The sequence below is a fragment of the Erwinia sp. S43 genome (assembly GCF_016624745.1).
In the GTDB taxonomy this organism is placed as follows: Bacteria; Pseudomonadota; Gammaproteobacteria; order Enterobacterales; family Enterobacteriaceae; genus Erwinia; species Erwinia coffeiphila.
In genome coordinates, this window is the sequence record NZ_JACVTX010000003.1 from 400648 (window position 1) to 418147 (window position 17500).

Below are 17500 nucleotides of genomic sequence, written 5' to 3' on the forward strand. Positions count from 1 at the left end.
CCTCTTTGAGAAGAACACTCCCCGGTATTTCGGCGCTGATCGCCTTTGAAGCCAGCGCCCGCCACAACAGTTTTTCACGGGCCGCAGCGGAACTGTTTATTTCAGAAGGGGCCGTCAGCCGGCAGATAGCGCGGCTGGAAGCGCAGCTTGGCAGTACGCTGTTCGTACGTCGGGGCAACCGCGTTGAGCTGTCCCGGCAGGGCCAAAGCTACGCGGCGCAGGTGCGTGAAATTCTGGGCAGGCTGGAACAGGAAAGCCTGCGGCTGGTCGCACAGCCCGACGATGGCGGTATCCTGGAACTGGCGGTGATCCCGACTTTTGCCAGCCGCTGGCTGATCCCGAGGCTGGATCGATTTCAAAAACGCTATCCGAATATCATCCTCAACCTGTCGGAGCGAACGAAGCCCTTCCCGATGTCCGGCAGTGGATTTGATGTGGTTGTGCATTTTACTCATCCTGCCTGGGTCGGCCATGTGGTCCAGCCGCTGTTCGCAGAAAACCTGGTGCCGGTTTGCCGCCCCGACCTGCTCAAGGGGCATATCAGCGGTGATGCCCCGCTGGTTCTGCTGCACAAACGCGGCACGCCGAATGCCTGGCGCGATTACGTTAACGCCAGCGGCGTGCCCATCGCCAACGCCATCGCCGGTCCGCGATTTGATCTGTTCTCGTTGCTGATCGACGCGGCGATTGCCGGGCTGGGCGTGGCGCTGGTGCCGGGGATTTTTGTTGAGTCGGAGCTGGCAGCCGGTGCGCTGTGCATACCGTGGCAGCGGGTTGAAAGGGGCAATACGCTGGCGGTAATCACGCTGAACGATACCGCGGCCGATCCTAACCGCGATCGTTTTGTACAGTGGCTGGTGGACGAAGCGCAGCAGTTCTGCGCTGGCGATACCTCTCCATAATTCCGACAGGGCTGCCGTTTTCGGCTTTCGGGGGGGGACAATCGCCAACGCGTCGGCAAGCGAGGAGAATGGCACCGTGGTTTCAGGTCCACGGCACCGGGCTCTTACTGTACCTCCGCCATTTGCAGCAGCGCACTGCGCAGGGAGGCGGGGAACATCTCTCCGTGGCGCAGCCCCGGAAACAGCTGCCAGGTCACGCCGACACCGTTATCGCTAAGCTCCGCGACGGCGACGCGTACGGCGGCAAGCGCGTCCGGCCGGTGCTCTTCGCCAGGGCGCGGCAGATCCCCGTCGCCCTCCAGCAGGTGCAGCCTCCTGCCCTTCGCTTCATCTTTGGTGACCGCGCCCAGCCGCTTGAGCAGCACGAAATCATCCTGCGCCACCGACGGGCTGGCGGCGAAGTAATCGTTAAATGATGGCGCGGAGAGAAAGCTGTCGAGCACCAGCAGCCCGCCGTAAGAATGGCCCCACAGCCCTCGCCGCTGCGCGTCAATCGGCAGCCCTTTTTCCACCTGCGGCGCGATGGTCTGCGTCAGCAGCTGGCGAAATGCGGAGCTGCCGCCGCCTTCCCGGCCGCCCCGATTCTGCCGATCGCGCCAGTGCGCCGGGGTGTAGTCATAAGCGCGGGCCAGCTGATCGAACGGCAGATCGGTCTGATATCCGACGGCCACCAGCACCGGCGGCGTTACTGCCGACAGCTGCCGCAGCAGATCGTCGGAAAGTTTGTCCATTGCCGCGTTGCCGTCCAGCAGATACAGCAGCGGATAGCCCGAGGCGGGCGGTGCTTTGTCCGGGATCGCCGTCCACACTTTGTAATGGCGGCGACCGTCGGCGGAATCAAACTGGCGGACGGTAAAATGATAATACGCCGATCCCCGGTCGGCGATATTCGGCCCCAGCGGGGTGAGATTCGGTCGGGCAAAGCTGTTACCTGCACCAAGCAGCATAATCGTGAATACTCCCAGCCGCGCAATAACGCGGCATATTTGCCGGTGATCCGGTCGATGATTCATTGTCTCTGTTCCCTGAAAAAGCGCGCGTCGCCCGGATGCGGGCGCCGCGTGCGGTGCGTCAGAAGTGCAGGCCCAGCTGCATATAGTAAGTCCGGCCCGATTCGTTATAGGTTCGTGCCCCGGCCCCGTAGGCGTAAGTGCCGTTCGCCCCGGAGGTTAACGCATTCCCCTCGCGGAAGTGACGCTTGTCGAACAGATTATCCACCCCGGCGGTGACGTCCATCGCTTTATTCACGCTGTACACCGCGCTCATGCCCAACACCGCATAGGGTGATACCTGCCATTTTTCACTGCCTGAGGTGGCTTCACCCTGCGAGTTATATTGCTGCGGTTTCTGCCTGCCGTACCAGGTCAGCGTCCCCTGTAGCGACAGGTCGTTAGTCGCCTGCCAGTCCAGCGTCGAGTTGAGGGTGTATTTCGGAATAATCGACAGGTAATCGCCGGTGGTTTTGTTTTTATTTTCGATGATATAGGTGAAATTGTTATTCATCTTCAAACTGTCGCTAATCGGGAAGTTCAGCGTTCCCTCCAGCCCCTGCACCAGCGCGTCGGGCACGTTTTCCCATTTATAGACGTTAGAGGTGCCGTTGAAATAATCCGCCGTGTAGCCCGCCTCGATCTTGTTGTGGTAGTCGTTGCGATACCAGGTCAGTCCGGCCTGCACGTCGTCATGGTGATACTCAATGCCTATCTCTTTGTTAACGCTGGTTTCCGCCTTCAGATCGCGGTTGCCCTGCAGATAACAGCTGGTGGCGCTGGCGTAACAACCGTTACCGCTGCTGTAGAGCAGATAGTTGGGGTTAGTCTGGTACAGGTTTGGCGCTTTCCAGGCGCGGGCGATCCCCAGCTTGAGGGTAAAGTCATCGCCCAGCTCCTGCGACAGGTTCAGCGACGGGCTGAGGTTGCTGCCGGTGACCGACTGATAGTTATAACGCAGCCCCGGCGTCAGGCGGGTCGAGTCCGTCAGGTCAATATTATCTTCGCTGTAGACGCCATAGATATCCGCCGAGCTGTAGCTGCTGCGGTCGGTGCTGGACACGCCGTTGACCTCAGAAGTGGTGGTCACAATATTGGAAGTGGGATCTTTCATCGTCTGATGATTCATTTCGGCCCCGAAGGTAACGGTCTGACTGACGCCGAAATCAAACGGAATATTTACCTCGGAGTGCAGGTTGGTATCGTTCAGATTGATGGTGGAGAACCCTTCGCTGGTGGTGCTGAACAGCCCCTCCAGCCCGCCGGACAACCCTTCATTCAGGCGGGTATTGCGTGTTTTCTCAAACTGAACGTAGTTACTGGTGGTAACGCCGTTATCCCAGGCTCCGGTGTATTTCAGCGCCAGCGTCTGGCGATAGATGATATTGGTTTCTTTGCCGTAGTTGGCTTTCACCAGCGTGCTGCTGTTGGTGTTTTGCGTATCCCCGGCGTAAAGGTTGCCCTGACGGCTGAACCCGGCATGCAGCTCCAGCGCCTGCCTCGGCAGAAATTCCCAGCGCAGCACGCCGTTGATGTTTTTATTGATCGCGCCTTCGCGCCCCGCTGGCACCATCCCGGCATATTTGCCGCTGCGTTCCGCCGTATGGCCGTCGTTAATATTCTGCCCGTCGGCCTGGGTTTTGCTCCAGTTACCGTAAATACGCATCGTCAGATTATCCGCCAGCGCGCCGCTCAGATTGGCGTTATAGCGGCGGGTGGCCCCTTCTGATTTATGCTCGGGAACGTTGTAATAGCTGTTAAAACTGCCGTGCCAGTCGTTGCCCGCCGGTTTGGTAATAATATTCACCACCCCGCCCATCGCGCCGTTGCCGTAAAGCGCCGCCGCCGGTCCACGGATCACTTCAATACGATCGATCATTTCTGGCGGCACCCAGTTGCTGTCGCCCCGGGTATCGCGCTCCCCGCGCCAGCCGTAGCGCACCGAGTTGCGGCTGCTGACCGGCATGCCGTCGATCAGGATCAGCGTGTTTTCCGGCCCCATGCCGCGAATATCGATCTGACGGTTATTACCGCGCTGGCCGCTGCTGGAGTTTCCGGTAAGGTTGACCCCGGGCATGGTACGTATCAGCTCAGAGACATCGCGCTGGATGGGATGCTTTTTGATCGCCTCGCTGTCGATAATCGACACGCCGGGTGCCTGTAGCGTTTGCTCTCTGGCGGTCACCACCATGGTGTTATCGCCCTGGCTGCTCTTCTCACCAATGGTTAGTTTATCTTCTTTATTGGTAGCGTCTTCCTGGTTCCGATCCGGCGTTTTTTCAGCGGTGGGTTGCTCAGCCTGTACCGCAGGCACGGCAATAGCGAGGGCAACAAGCGAGCTTAACAGCGAAAACTTCAGGGATTTTTTCATAGTGACGTGTCTTACAAACGAGCGAGGAAGGAAAAGGGAGGAATCAATTTAATGAGAATGATTATTGATTTCAATAAAAGATGTGATTTTTTGTGGGTTATTGTTTAGCAATGTGAATGTATCATTGCTGACCGAAAAAATAACTTCGCGTGATCGGCAGCACGCGGGCCTTGCTGACCGGCGGCCGCAGAAATGAGCATAAAAAAAGAGGCGAAGATAACTTCGCCTCTTTTTCGGTCAGTCTGGCACTGATAGCGATTAGCGCACAATCAGCCCTAACAGGATACCAACCGCACCAAAGTCAGAGTCGCTGAAGGTGGTGTTGGCCAGGCCGATGCTGCCCAGTACCGGCAGCAGGAACACCGGGATAAAGGTGATCAGCAGACCGTTAGTGAAGGCACCGAGGATTGCACCGCGACGGCCGCCGGTGGCGTTACCGAACACGCCCGCTGCGGCACCGACGAAGAAGTGCGGCACCACGCCCGGAATAATCACCGTCATGTTCAGCGCATACAGCAGGAACATGCCCAGAACACCGGCCACGAAGCTGCTGAGGAAGCCAACCAGTACCGCGTTTGGCGCGTAAGGGAACACGACCGGGCAGTCGAGCGCCGGTTTGGCGTTCGGCACCAGCTTGTCAGAGATGCCTTTGAACGCCGGAACGATCTCGGCAATCACCATACGCACGCCCTGCAGAACGATATACACACCGGCGGCGAAGGTAATCGACTGCATCAGCGAGAACATGAACCAGTTTTTGCCCCCGGCGTTCATCTCTTTCACCGCCGACGGACCGGCCACCAGACAGGTGAAAATGAAGATAAAGAACATGGTGAAGGCAATAGCAACCGGGGTGTCGCGCAGGAACAGCAGGCTTTTCGGGACCTGCATGTCCTCGGTGGACTTCTCTTTATTACCGAACTTGCTGCCGATAAACGCGGACAGCAGCTGGGAGATTGAGGAGAAGTGGCCGAAAGCAACATCGTCCGAACCGGTGACTTTTTTCATATACGGATGAATAATCGCCGGGAAGAACACCATCGAAACGCCCACCACCAGCGAACCGACCGCAATCAGGCTGGCACCGCGCATTCCGGCGGTAGACAGGATCACCGCCACCATCATCGACATAAACAGCGTGTGGTGACCAGTCAGGAAGATATATTTCCACGGGGTAAAGCGGGCAATCGCGATGTTAATCACCATGGCGAAGAACATAATCATCGCCATCTCTGTACCGAAGCTTTTCTGCGCCACGGCCACGATCGCTTCGTTGTTCGGCACCACGCCCGGAATACCGAAGGCGTGATGGAAGATCGCCGCAAAATCACCCAGCGAAGAAACAATCAGCCCGGCACCGGCACCGAGGATCAGGAAGCCCATCACGGTTTTCACCGTTCCCTTGATCACTTCAGTTGCGGGTTTCTTCTGTGCAACCAAACCAATCAGCGCAATCAGGCCAACCAGTATTGACGGCTCGGAGAGCACGTCACTCATTAAGAAACGGAAGAATTCCATTATGGCTCCTGATTATAACGCGCCGAGTTCCGACAGCGCGGCGGAGATACGCTCTTTCATCGCCGCTTTGTCTACCATGTTTTGCAGAGAGACGATTTTGCCGCCTACCTGCTGTGCAATCAGCTGCTCAGCAATATCGCTGGTGCCAACAAAGATATCGCTGGCGGTGCCTTTTGCCGAACCCAGGTCCACGTGATCGACTTCCGCCGCAACGCCCAGATCCTTCACGATATTTTTAATGCTCATTTCCATCATCAGGCTGGTGCCCAGGCCATTGCCGCATACCACGGTAATTTTCATATGTTGTTCCTCTGGTCGTTTAATAACGTGAAATAATGGATAAAATCTGTTCAACGCTGGTGGCAGCCATCAGCGCGTCGGTATCTTCAGGCGTGTCAAACAGCCCGGCGAGCGCGGTGATAATGCCGATATGGCTGTTGCTGTCGGTCGCCGCCAGCACAAACAGTAGCTTCACCGGGTCATTGCCCTCGGAATCAAAGTTCACGCCCTGCTGCACCAGCGTCAGGCTGATGCCCAGTTTATTCGCGCCTTCTTCCGGGCGAGCGTGGGGCATGGCAATACCGGGGCCAACGACATAGTACGGGCCAATCGCTTCATGCGAACGGTAGATAGCCTCAACATAGCGGGCTTCGATCGTACCGTTGTCACGTAATGGCTGGCAGGACAGCGCAACTGCGTGACGCCAGTCTTCACAGGCTGGTACAATCTGCACAACGTCAGCAGTCAGGAGTTCTTTCAACATTTATCGGTCACCTCTCTCTTTTCGCCCGAGCAGAGTAGTGTCGAACCGCCCGGAATAATGTGATAGAGATCTAAAAAGTTAACGCTAACTGTTAAAGCTATCAGTAACTGTGATCGGCATATCATTTGCTGGTTAACCAGTTGTTGTCTTTTATCCGGAACGGCACACTGTCAGCAGGGTAAATCATTGCGCGGCAGCGCCGCGTAACAGAGCGTTCAGGAGAACCAGGATGCGAAAGCGTCGTAGTAGTGGTCGCGTGACGCTACAGGATGTTGCTGACTATGTTGGCGTTGGAGTCATGACGGTGTCGCGAGTGATGCGCACGCCGGAGCTGGTGTCAGACAAAGTCCGCAGTGAAGTTGAAAAAGCCGCCCGCGCACTGGGTTATGAAGCCAGCACGCCCGCCGCCGAGCTGGCTGCCAGCCCGCAGCAGCGCGTCACCCTACAGGATGTGGCCCGCCACGCCGGGGTTGGGCAAATGACCGCATCGCGCGCGCTGCGTGACCCGTCGCAGGTTTCTGAAGCCTCCTTGAGGAAAGTGGAACAGGCGGTGCGTGAACTGGGCTACGTAACCAATCAGGCCGCCGCCGCGCTGGCTTCCCAGCAGTCGCATACCGTGGCGGTGCTCTATCCTTTTCAGCACGATCGTGCCAGCACCCGCTTCGTGCAGGCGCTACAGCACACCCTCAGCAATCAGCCGTTTCAGCTAATCATGGCCTGCCACGAATATCATCAGTACGGCGAAACGCCGCTGGTGGAAAAACTGCTTCAGCATCGCCCTTCCGCGCTGGTGCTGTTCGCCGCACAGCTGTCGCCGAAAACCTGCGAGATGCTGGAGTCATCGGAAGTGGTGACGGTCAACGTCTGCGGAGCCGGGCAGTTTTCCGCCGATCTGACGCTGAATATTGCCTTCAGCGACGCCGCCGAACGGCTGACCCGCACGCTGCTGGAAAAAGGCTATCGCCGCATTGCCTTTATCGGCGCACAGACCGATAACCGCCTGCATAAGCAGCAGCTGAACGGCTGGCACAGAGCGATGCTGGCGCACTATCAGAACGCCGACCTGATGATCACCGTGCCGGATGCACCGAGCCTGCAGTTTGGCCGCTTTGCGCTCGGTCAGCTGCTGCAAAACCAGCCGGATCTGGACGCGATTATTTGCAGCCACGAAGAGATCGCCATCGGCGTGCTGGCCGAATGCCAGCGGCGGCTGCTGAAGGTGCCTTACGATATGGCGGTGGCCTGCCTGGATGGTTCGACCGACTGCGATCACACCTTCCCGTCGCTGACCTCGATGCGGCTGAACTATGAAAAACTGGGCCAGCAGGTGGGCCAGCGGCTGATGGCGATGCTCGACGATGCGCCGCAACCGCTGGAAGAGCAGATTAAATTCGCCTTCGAACCGGGTGACAGCAGCTAAGCGCAATAAATAATTCCGGCATCCCCTCCTTTTGTCGTTATCTTCAGTTAGGCTGTTGGCAATACGGGAAAACGATGTAAGGAGATTGAATGACTTATTCTCAGAACCAGTCGCTGTCGGTTACCGAGGCACTGGACAAGCTGGAAGCGCAGTACGATGCCGCCGTCGCCGCCCTGCGCGATGCCATTACCGCCTTTATTGCCGACGGCAGCCTGCCGGACGCCGCAGCCCGCGCCAGCGGGCTGTTTGTTTATCCGCAGCTGCGCGTCAGCTGGGACGGCGTGGCCCCCAGCCAGCGCCTGACTCGCGCCTTTGGCCGCTTTACCCGCGCCGGATGCTACAGTACTACCGTCACCCGCCCGGCGCTGGCGCGCCACTATCTGAGCGAGCAGCTGGAGCTGCTGAGCAGCGAATACAGCGTATCCATTGAGGTACTGCCGTCGCAGCAGGAGATCCCCTTCCCTTACGTGATTGACGGCTCCGGCCTGGCGCTGGATCGCAGCATGAGCGCGGGCATTGCCCAGCACTTCCCGACCACCGAACTGTCGCAGATTGGCGATGAAAACGCCGACGGCCTGCTGGCTGTAGGTGAAACCTTCCCGCTGTCGCACTTCGATGCGCTGCGCACCGACTTTTCGCTGGCGCGCCTGCGCCACTACACCGGCACGCCGGTCGAAGATTTCCAGCCCTACGTGCTGTTTACCAACTACACCCGTTACGTCGATGAGTTCGTGCTGTGGGCCTGCGAGCAGATCGCCGATCCCGAATCGCCGTATCAGGCGCTGTCCTGCGCCGGTGGCATCACCATCACCCACGATACGCCGCACCCGGAGCAGACCGTTTCCGATCTGGCGTGGAAGAAGCACCAGATGCCTGCCTGGCATTTGATCGCCAAAAACGGCCAGGGGATCACTCTGGTGAATATCGGCGTTGGCCCGTCGAATGCCAAAACTATCTGCGATCACCTGGCGGTGCTGCGCCCGCACGCCTGGCTGATGATTGGCCACTGCGGCGGGCTGCGCGAAAGCCAGACCATCGGCGACTACGTGCTGGCGCACGCCTATCTGCGCGACGATCACGTGCTGGACGCGGTGCTGCCGCCGGATATCCCGATCCCGAGCATTGCCGAAGTGCAGCGCGCGCTGTACGACGCCACCAAGCTGGTCAGCGGCATGCCGGGCGAAGAGGTCAAGCAGCGGCTGCGTACCGGTACGGTGGTGACCACCGACGATCGCAACTGGGAGCTGCGCTATTCAGCCTCCGCGCTGCGCTTTAACCTCAGCCGCGCGGTGGCGGTGGATATGGAGAGTGCGACCATTGCCGCACAGGGCTATCGCTTCCGCGTACCGTACGGCACGCTGCTGTGCGTCTCCGATAAGCCGCTGCACGGGGAGATTAAGCTACCTGGCCAGGCGAACCGCTTCTACGAAGGAGCGATTTCCGAGCATCTGCAAATCGGCATTCGCGCGATCGATCTGCTGCGCGCCGAGGGCGATCGTCTGCACTCGCGCAAGCTGCGTACCTTTAACGAACCGCCGTTCCGTTAAGCATTAGCCGGGCATCTGCCCGGTGCGATTAAAGGCTGAAGAGTGAAGCGTGCTCTTCAGCCTTCCTCTGAACACGTTACACCTGTAACGGTGCACCTGTTACACCCGTCCAATCGTTACACCCGCAACGCCACAATATCACTTTTAACATACTGAATTTTATTATTTTTATTGTTTTGCAAATTTCTGGCACGCCTTTCGCATTCTCCAGCGCGAGTACCTGCTCCGGCCCTGCTGACACCACGGCAATGGACAGGTTTAAAGCCAATCTCAGGGGAATAACTATGAAAGCAGCACGTTGGTATCAGGCTCGCGACATTCGTATTGATGATATTGAGGAACCGACGGTTTCCGCAGGGAAGGTAAAAATCAAAGTCGCGTGGACCGGGATCTGCGGCAGCGATCTGCACGAATATCTTGCCGGACCGATTTTTGTGCCGGTAGAAAAGCCGCACAAAATCAGCGGCGATATCGCACCTATCGTGATGGGCCATGAATTTTCGGGTGAAGTGGTAGAAGTGGGCAGCGGCGTTACCAAATTCAAAGCCGGTGACCGCGTGGTGGTTGAGCCGATCCTCTCCTGCCAGGAGTGTGAAGCCTGCCGCGAAGGCAAATACAACCTGTGTGGCGATTTGGGCTTCCACGGCCTGTCCGGCGGCGGCGGCGGTTTCTCCTCCTTCACCGTGGTTGCTGAGCACATGGTTCACCGTATGCCAGACTCCCTTTCCTACGAGCAGGGTGCGCTGGTTGAGCCTGCGGCCGTTGCGCTGCACGCGGTGCGCATGAGCAAGCTGAAAGCCGGTGATAAAGCGGTGGTGTTCGGCGCGGGTCCGATTGGCCTGCTGGTGATCGAAGCGCTGCGCGCAGCCGGTGCGGCAGAGATCTATGTGGTTGAGCTGTCGCCACAGCGTTCAGAGAAAGCGCGCGAGCTGGGCGCACGTCTGGTTATCGATCCGAGCAAAGAAGATGCGGTTGCGCGTATTCGCGAGCTGACCAACGGCGGCGTTGACGTGTCGTTCGAAGTGACCGGCGTGCCGGTGGTGCTGAAGCAGTGTATCGACAGCACCCGCTACGAAGGCGAAACCATTATTGTGTCTATCTGGGAAGGCGAAGCGTCATTCCATCCGAACAAGGTGGTGCTGGCCGAGCGCAACATTAAGGGCATTATCGCCTACCGTCATATTTTCCCGGCGGTGATGGATCTGATGACTCAGGGTTATTTCCAGGCGGACAAGCTGGTGACTAAGCGTATTGATTTGGCCGATCTGGTTGAGCAAGGTTTTGATGCGCTGGTGAAAGAGAAGCAGCAGGTTAAGATTCTGGTGCGTCCACCGCAGTAAATTTTTGTTAGTCCACCGTTTGGTGGGTTGAAGAGCTGATAAAGCCACTGTCATTGCGACGGTGGCTTTTTTTGTGGGGAGGCTGTGGGTCGGGAGGCAGTCTGTACGGCTGGCGGCCGGTCCTCGCGCCACGCATGCGTGGTGCCTTCGACTACAACATCCGGCCGGTCGGACCGGCGAAGACGGTACTTCCCTGTACCGACTCCGCCTGACGCCAGCGTCCTGCTGGCGTCTCCTGGCCTGCTGCTTTCGCTTCAGCGCTGCGGATTACCCGCCAGCCGCACAGACTGCATCCCTTTTGACAAATTACTCGCTGTATTACGGCACAAACCCGATTCGTTTGCTTGCAACGCTCATTCGTTACGTTCCGTTCAACGATCGTCGGAAATTCTTCGAAGCAGAAAGCACACATATTCCGATCATCTTCTTTCAGCCTTTATCCTCGAACAGGCGACACCCGGAGTAAAGCGCAGACCGACGAGTCCCGCGATCGGGTACTCCGCATAGCTGAAAGCAAAACTGCGCCAAAAGCATCGCTCATTCAGATTCAGCTTTCAGCAGTCGACGCCGGGATCAAAGCGCAGACCGGCGGGTCCCGCGATAGGGCAATCCACAGCGCTGAACGCAGTAAGGAAGCCAGGATTCACCCGCATGGACGCGGGGGAAAGCCACAGCCGGGCCAGGACGGCCCGTCTGTGGCGGTCCGACAGGCTGACGCACGAAGTGAAGGCACCGCAACGCGGCGCGAGGACCGCCCGACCGCGGGACCCGCCGGTCAGCGCGATTCCCGATCCACCAGCGAACTCAGCGAACTCAGCGAACCAGCGAACCAGCGAACCAGCGAACCAGCGAACCAGCGAACCAGCGAACGATTATTACCCCTATCGCTGCCGCGGAACACCCGCACGACCAATCGCCGCCAGCAGCGCATCCACCATCTCCTCCCGCAAATACATATCCGCATCCGACAGCATCTGCGCCACACTCACCGTCTTCGACGCCTGATAAAAACGCCCGCTGGCCAGCGCCGCCTCAAACCGATTGGCATACTGATGCGCCTGCGCCAAATCCACATCCACCAGCAGCACCGCATGCGCCAGCACCACATGACAGCGCGGCCCGTCGACAGGCTGATTCGCCACCGACTGCCAGTACTGCGCCGTACCGGCAATCTTGCGAGCAGCATCGCCCTCACCGCAGGCCAGATTGTACCGCCCGTCGCAGAACGACCCTTCCACCGCCTGCCACCCTGTCGGCACACCCAGATCCAGCAGCGCATCGCTCAGCATATCGCAGAGATGTTCGTACACCCCCTCCGCCGCCTCGCCCAGCGTGCGCCACATCGGATAGGCCAGACTGATGTTGATAATCCCCGGCCCCTGCGGCACCAGCCCGCCGCCGGACTTGCGCAAAAACACCGGGCAGCCAGCATCAGCAAACTGCGCCCTCACCTCATCCAGCCCGGCGAAGCGCTTATAGCTGCCCGGCACGACCAGCGACGGCGGCGAATGCCACAGCAGCGCCACCGCTTCACCAGCCGCAGCGCGGGCGTACAGCCCGGCCTCGGCCAGCGTGGGATCGGCGCAAAACATCAGCCGTGGGGAAAGCAGAGAAAACGAGCCGCCGCAATCGGCGGCCGGGGAAGCATCCTTCATCTGGTACCTTTATTCACTACCCGTATGCTGCTGTAACAGCCGGTTCACCTCCGCCGCCTTCTCCATCTGCGGCATATGCCCGGCCCCGCTAATCCGCTCGACCCGACTGCCCGCTGGGGCATTATCGGCATGGTGCGCCGGGATAATCGCATCGTCTTCACCCCATATCAGCAGCAGCGGCACGCTGCCGTTGAGCTGCTGACCCGGCTGTGAAGACTGCTTCCCGCCCGAGAACAGGCTGTCCTGCAGCTGTTGCAGACAATCGCTGACGCCATCAAGCCGCTTGTATTTAAGCAAATCATCCAGCATCTGGCGACTGACTAATTCCGCATCGGCAAACAGTAATTCCACAACCGGTTTGAGATCGCGCCGCGACTGGGCATCGATAAAGCCTTGAGTGTAGGCTTCATTCACCTCTTCGCCAAAGCCACCGCTGCCGATCAGCGACAGCGAACGCACGCGCTGCGGCGCATCCAGCGCCAGCTGCGCGGCAATCGCACCGCCGAGCGAATGCCCGACCAGATGTGCAGCAGGCAGGTCCAGCGCCTGCATAAAGTCAGCGACAAACGCAGCCATATCGCTCAGGCTGCTGCCGGTCAGCCGGGTTTCTGTCTGGCCGTGCGCGGGGAGATCCAGCGCCACCACCGTCGATTCCGGGAAGGCATCAAGGTTGAACAGCCAGTTATTCAGATCGCCGCCGAAGCCGTGAATAAACAGCACCGTATCATCGCCGTCACCCTGGCGGATGTAGCGCACCCGCAGGCCGTTTACCTCAATATAACGGTCGGATGAAACCTGCTCGTCTTCGTCATCATCCGTCGCCGGAACCACCCAGCCTGCAATAAACGCGTCGATCTGCGCATCGCTGACCGCCTCCGGCGCCATTACGCCGAGCAGCGCCTTCACCGGCAGCACGTCGCCCTCTTCAGCCACCTTGCGCCGCAGAATACCGGCATCGGTGGCCTCGACCGCGTTGGCGATTTTATCGGTTTCCACATTAAGAATCGGCATACCGGTGACGATCTCATCGCCCACCTCCACCAGCCACTCGTTAACCGTGCCTTCGCGCATCGACAGCCCCCACTTGGGCATCACCACCGGGGTGATTGTTGTTTCGCTCATCACTGTTTTCCTCTGTAGCCCAGTGTGCGTTTCACCGCTTCAATAATCCGCTCGGCGCTGGGGATGTAGCGATCCTCCAGCGAAGGCGAGAACGGCACCGGCGTATGCGGCGCGCAGACCATCTCGATCGGTGCTTTCAGTGCGCTAAATGCCTGCTGGCACACCAGCGCGGAGATATCGGTAGCGATATTGCAGCGCGGATGGGCCTCATCTACCACCACCAGCCGCCCGGTGTTTTCCACCGTTTCAATCACCGTATCGACATCCAGCGGCGACAGCGACCGCAGATCCACCACCTCCACGTCGATGCCCTGTTTCGCCAGCTGCTGCGCCGCATCCAGCGCACGGTGCACCATCAGGCCGTAGGTGATAATCGATACGTCGCTGCCGTCGCGCACGATGCTGGCCTCACCAAACGGAATGGCATAGGGTTTTTCCGGCACTTCGCCTTCCAGCCCGTAGAGGTTTTTATGCTCACAGAAGATCACCGGGTCGTTATCGCGAATGGCCTGAATCAGCATGCCTTTGGTGTCATAGGGCGTGCTCGGGCAGACCACTTTCAGGCCGGGAATATGGGTAAAGATCGGCGTCAGCATCTGCGAGTGTTGGGCAGCAGCGCGGAATCCGGCCCCGACCATTGCGCGGATCACTACCGGGGTTTCGGCCTTGCCGCCGAACATATAGCGGAACTTGGCCGCCTGGTTGAAGATCTGGTCAAAGCAGACGCCCATAAAATCGATAAACATCAGCTCGGCAATAGGACGCATGCCGCAGGCCGCCGCGCCCACCGCCGCGCCCACATAGGCCGATTCCGACAGCGGCGTATCCAGCAGTCGGTCGCCGTGTTTGGCATACAGCCCCTTGGTCACCCCCAGCACGCCGCCCCAGGCATCTTTTTCGCCGTCGCCGCCCATACCGCCGACAATATCCTCACCCAGCATAATCACGCTCGGGTCGCGAGCCATTTCCTGATCGATCGCTTCGTTGATCGCCATTTTCATGCTTAATTTACGCGCCATGATCGAACCCTCAGTAGCTTACATAGACATCGGATAACAGGTCGTCAGCATCCGGTTCCGGTGCCGCTTTCGCTTCCTGAACCGCCTGCTCAATCAGCGCGGCCACCTCGCGGTCAACATCGTTAAACGCCGCCGCACTGACCACACCAGCGCCCTCCACCTGCGCGCGGAACAGCTTGAGGCAGTCCTGATTCGCGCGGATATACTCCAGCTCGTCGCGCCCGCGGTAGGTCTGCGCATCACCTTCAAAGTGGCCGTAGAAACGGACCATTTTGCACTCCAGCAGCGCGGGGCCGCCGCCTTCCCGCGCACGGCGGATCAGCTCTCCGGCGGTTTCATACACCGCAAAGAAGTCGGTGCCGTCAACGGTCACACCCGGCAGCCCGAAGCCCGCCGCGCGGTCAACGTAGCTGTCCACCGCCGTGGCATAGCTGCGCGAAGTCGCTTCGGCATAGCCGTTGTTTTCAATCACGAAGATCACCGGCAGATTCCACACCGCCGCCAGATTCAGGCTTTCAAGGAAGGTGCCCTGGTTGGCCGCGCCGTCCCCGGCGAAGGTGATGCCAATTTCGCCCTTGCCGCGAAACTTCGCCGCCAGCGCAGCGCCGCAGACCAGCGGTGCCCCCGCGCCCAGGATACCGTTGGCGCCCATCATGCCCTTGCTGAGATCGGCGATGTGCATCGATCCGCCCTTGCCGTTACAGGCACCGCCGGTTTTACCGTAGATCTCCTTCATCATCGCAATGACGTCCACGCCCTTGGCGATGCAATGCCCGTGGCCGCGGTGGGTACTGGCGATACGATCGCCGTCGCCCAGATGCGAGAGGATGCCCACGGCGGTGGCCTCTTCCCCGGCGTAAAGATGGACGAAGCCGGGAATATCGCCGCGCGAGAAGTCGACGTGCAGGCGCTCTTCGAAATCGCGGATGGTGCGCATACGACGATAAACGTTCAGCAACTGCTCAGCGCTGAGCTGGCTGCCGGGATTGCTTGCTTCTCTGGTGTTCATAGTGTTCTCCAGATGGTCGGGTGGATACGCATCTCGGCCGGTCAGGCACCGTGACGCAGTAATTGAGCCTGGGCTGCGTAGTGCAGGCAGGCATTGATATCGAGCGAGCGGAAGGCGCGCTCGCGCAGGGAGATGATGACGCGCTGCGTCGGGTTGAAGCTGAGTTCGCGCTCACCGTCGACGGCGATCACTCCCTGGCGCAGCAGCGTTGATTGCGGTACGCCGTGCTGAAGGGGCTGCCAGTGGGCGATGTCGACTTCGCTGAGGACACCGGGCGCAACGGGGGCCAGCAGACGGCAGCCACCGGACCCAAAGGTGATTTGCAGGCCTTCGTTTTCGCGGCGACCCACGGGCTGAAGCAGGCCGCCGATGGCCGACAGCCCCACCGCCTGCGGTTCGGCAAAGCTGAGAAACAGCTGGGAGAGCGCACCGGTACTCCATATCGATCGCGCACCGATGAACTGTTCGCCGGTGATGGCGGCATCGACCAGCGCGATATCGCGGCGCAGGGTTCCATCGGCTTCGGTGATAACGATGTCCAGCCATTTGTTCCACACCAGCGCTTTTTCCACCGGGATGCGGCCGCTGGCGTAGAGCCCGAGCGCCAGGCCGAGCACCGTCGGTTCGCGCATTTCCGGCCAGGCGTTATTGGTGCCGGTTGAGAGGCCGACGATGGGGACTTCGCCGCAGTGGCGGGCCACGGCGCGATGGGTGCCGTCGCCGCCGAGCACGACGATGGCGGCTGCACCCGCCTGCTGCATCCATTTCGCCGCTTCGAAGGTGTCCTGTACGGTGGCGGTGACCGTGCCGGGCAGCCAGTCCAGCTGCGGTAGTCTCCAGTCCGGGCGCTGGGCCAGTTCACGCAGCAGCAGCGCCCGCAGCCCTTCGCGGTCCGGCATCATGCGGACTTCGCCGATGCCACAGGCGGCCAGTGAGGCCATCAGGCGCAGGAGCAGGTTGACGCGTTCGGCCAGCGGCAGCGTGCCGGCATGGCCGACGACGCGGCGGATGTCGCGGGCGGATACCGGGTTAGCGATGATGCCGACCCAGGGGCGTGGCGCGTGGCTGTGTATCATTTGCGTCTCTCCATAATCAACTGGCAGAGATAACGCAAGGGTTGTGCCAAATATGTAAAATAAAAGTTAAAATATTGTGATTCAGATGGTTATTAATACGGTGATGGCGTTCGCTGCCTGGGGAGTGTTACAGCTGTCACCTGTTCGGTATGTGGTTGAGTGGACAGGTGTAAAGCTGTGGATGGGATTTGTCGCGGTGGGATAGAAGCCTGGTTCCCAGCCCTGGCGGCGGCTGCCGGGCGGTCCTCGCGCCACGCGCTGCGTGGTGCCTTCGGTTACAGCTACTGGCCTGTCGGACCGGCGGAGACGCTACATCCATGTAGCGGCCCCGCCTGACGCCAGCTTCCCTGCTGGCATCTCCTGGCCATCCGCTTCCACCTCAGCGCTGCGGATTGCCCTTCAGCCGCCGCCAGGGCTGTGCCCCATTCTGGATTTTTCGTCGCTTTAAAGGGCCATTCAGCAGACTGGTTTTGCTGTCTGGCAATTTGAGTGCTGAACAAAAAAAGAAAGCCAGAGTACGAACGTAAGAAGCAGACGCAAACTTAGGTTGGCACCGTATTGGCTTACATTCGATATCGCAAATCAATAGCAGGGATATCTTTTACCTGAACACAACTCTGCAATTACGGCGCTGACGGGGGGCTGCCACGACTGGCAATCCACAGCGCTGAACGGAGAGAGGAAGACAGGATAAGTCCGCAGGACGCGGGCGCAAGGATCGGTCGGCACACGGATGTGCCGTCTGAGCCGGTCCGACAGGCTGACGAAC

Annotated in this window: 14 protein-coding genes; 4 read left to right on the forward strand and 10 right to left on the reverse strand. The window is 59.5% G+C overall.

Annotation, left to right across the window (positions count from 1 at the left end):
* Positions 1-5 precede the first annotated feature (5 nt).
* Complete coding sequence (locus IBT47_RS06135) at positions 6-902, forward strand: LysR substrate-binding domain-containing protein (protein WP_200559791.1); 897 nt, start codon at positions 6-8, stop codon at positions 900-902.
* Positions 903-1006: 104 nt separating this feature from the next.
* On the opposite strand, the gene IBT47_RS06140 is transcribed toward IBT47_RS06135, so the two are convergent.
* The 5 genes from IBT47_RS06140 to IBT47_RS06160 form a co-directional block, all read right to left on the reverse strand.
* Positions 1007-1915 carry an alpha/beta hydrolase gene (locus IBT47_RS06140; RefSeq protein WP_200559792.1) on the reverse strand — a complete coding sequence of 303 codons (909 nt, stop codon included), beginning with the start codon at positions 1913-1915 and terminating at the stop codon, positions 1007-1009.
* Between the two features lie 58 nt (positions 1916-1973).
* Complete coding sequence (locus IBT47_RS06145; RefSeq protein WP_200559793.1) at positions 1974-4262, reverse strand: TonB-dependent siderophore receptor; 2289 nt, start codon at positions 4260-4262, stop codon at positions 1974-1976.
* Between the two features lie 258 nt (positions 4263-4520).
* Positions 4521-5780 carry a PTS ascorbate transporter subunit IIC gene (locus tag IBT47_RS06150; RefSeq protein WP_105591550.1) on the reverse strand — a complete coding sequence of 420 codons (1260 nt, stop codon included), beginning with the start codon at positions 5778-5780 and terminating at the stop codon, positions 4521-4523.
* A 12-nt stretch (positions 5781-5792) separates the two neighbouring features.
* A complete protein-coding gene (locus IBT47_RS06155; RefSeq protein ID WP_105591549.1) occupies positions 5793-6080 on the reverse strand; it encodes a PTS sugar transporter subunit IIB in 288 nt (95 codons plus the stop codon).
* Between the two features lie 19 nt (positions 6081-6099).
* Entirely contained in the window at positions 6100-6543 is a 444-nt protein-coding gene (locus IBT47_RS06160) for a PTS sugar transporter subunit IIA (RefSeq protein WP_105591548.1), read from the reverse strand.
* A 229-nt stretch (positions 6544-6772) separates the two neighbouring features.
* Between IBT47_RS06160 and IBT47_RS06165 the strand changes: the two genes are divergently transcribed.
* From IBT47_RS06165 to IBT47_RS06175, 3 genes are all read left to right on the forward strand, one after another.
* The gene (locus IBT47_RS06165; RefSeq protein ID WP_200559794.1) at positions 6773-7963 is read left to right on the forward strand and encodes a LacI family DNA-binding transcriptional regulator; all 1191 of its coding nucleotides are present in this window, start codon (positions 6773-6775) and stop codon (positions 7961-7963) included.
* A gap of 89 nt (positions 7964-8052) precedes the next feature.
* Positions 8053-9510, forward strand: coding sequence for an AMP nucleosidase (locus IBT47_RS06170; protein ID WP_200559795.1), 1458 nt, complete (start codon positions 8053-8055; stop codon positions 9508-9510).
* Positions 9511-9794: 284 nt separating this feature from the next.
* Positions 9795-10850: a 2,3-butanediol dehydrogenase gene (locus tag IBT47_RS06175; RefSeq protein WP_105591545.1), complete on the forward strand. Its 1056-nt coding sequence runs from the start codon at positions 9795-9797 to the stop codon at positions 10848-10850.
* An 881-nt stretch (positions 10851-11731) separates the two neighbouring features.
* Here IBT47_RS06175 and IBT47_RS06180 read toward each other — a convergent pair.
* Genes IBT47_RS06180 through IBT47_RS06200 form a run of 5 tightly spaced genes read right to left on the reverse strand, consistent with a single transcriptional unit; the run spans position 11732 to position 16731 of the window.
* On the reverse strand, positions 11732-12505 hold the full coding sequence (locus IBT47_RS06180; protein WP_200559796.1) for a lipoate--protein ligase family protein: 774 nt from the start codon (positions 12503-12505) through the stop codon (positions 11732-11734).
* Positions 12506-12514: 9 nt separating this feature from the next.
* Positions 12515-13627 carry an acetoin dehydrogenase dihydrolipoyllysine-residue acetyltransferase subunit gene (locus IBT47_RS06185; RefSeq protein ID WP_200559797.1) on the reverse strand — a complete coding sequence of 371 codons (1113 nt, stop codon included), beginning with the start codon at positions 13625-13627 and terminating at the stop codon, positions 12515-12517.
* Complete coding sequence (locus IBT47_RS06190; RefSeq protein WP_105591542.1) at positions 13627-14646, reverse strand: alpha-ketoacid dehydrogenase subunit beta; 1020 nt, start codon at positions 14644-14646, stop codon at positions 13627-13629. The genes IBT47_RS06185 and IBT47_RS06190 overlap by 1 nt, the downstream gene beginning before the upstream one ends.
* A gap of 10 nt (positions 14647-14656) precedes the next feature.
* Complete coding sequence (locus IBT47_RS06195; RefSeq protein WP_105591541.1) at positions 14657-15655, reverse strand: thiamine pyrophosphate-dependent dehydrogenase E1 component subunit alpha; 999 nt, start codon at positions 15653-15655, stop codon at positions 14657-14659.
* Positions 15656-15696: 41 nt separating this feature from the next.
* Positions 15697-16731 carry an ATP-NAD kinase family protein gene (locus IBT47_RS06200; RefSeq protein WP_200559798.1) on the reverse strand — a complete coding sequence of 345 codons (1035 nt, stop codon included), beginning with the start codon at positions 16729-16731 and terminating at the stop codon, positions 15697-15699.
* Positions 16732-17500: the final 769 nt, after the last annotated feature.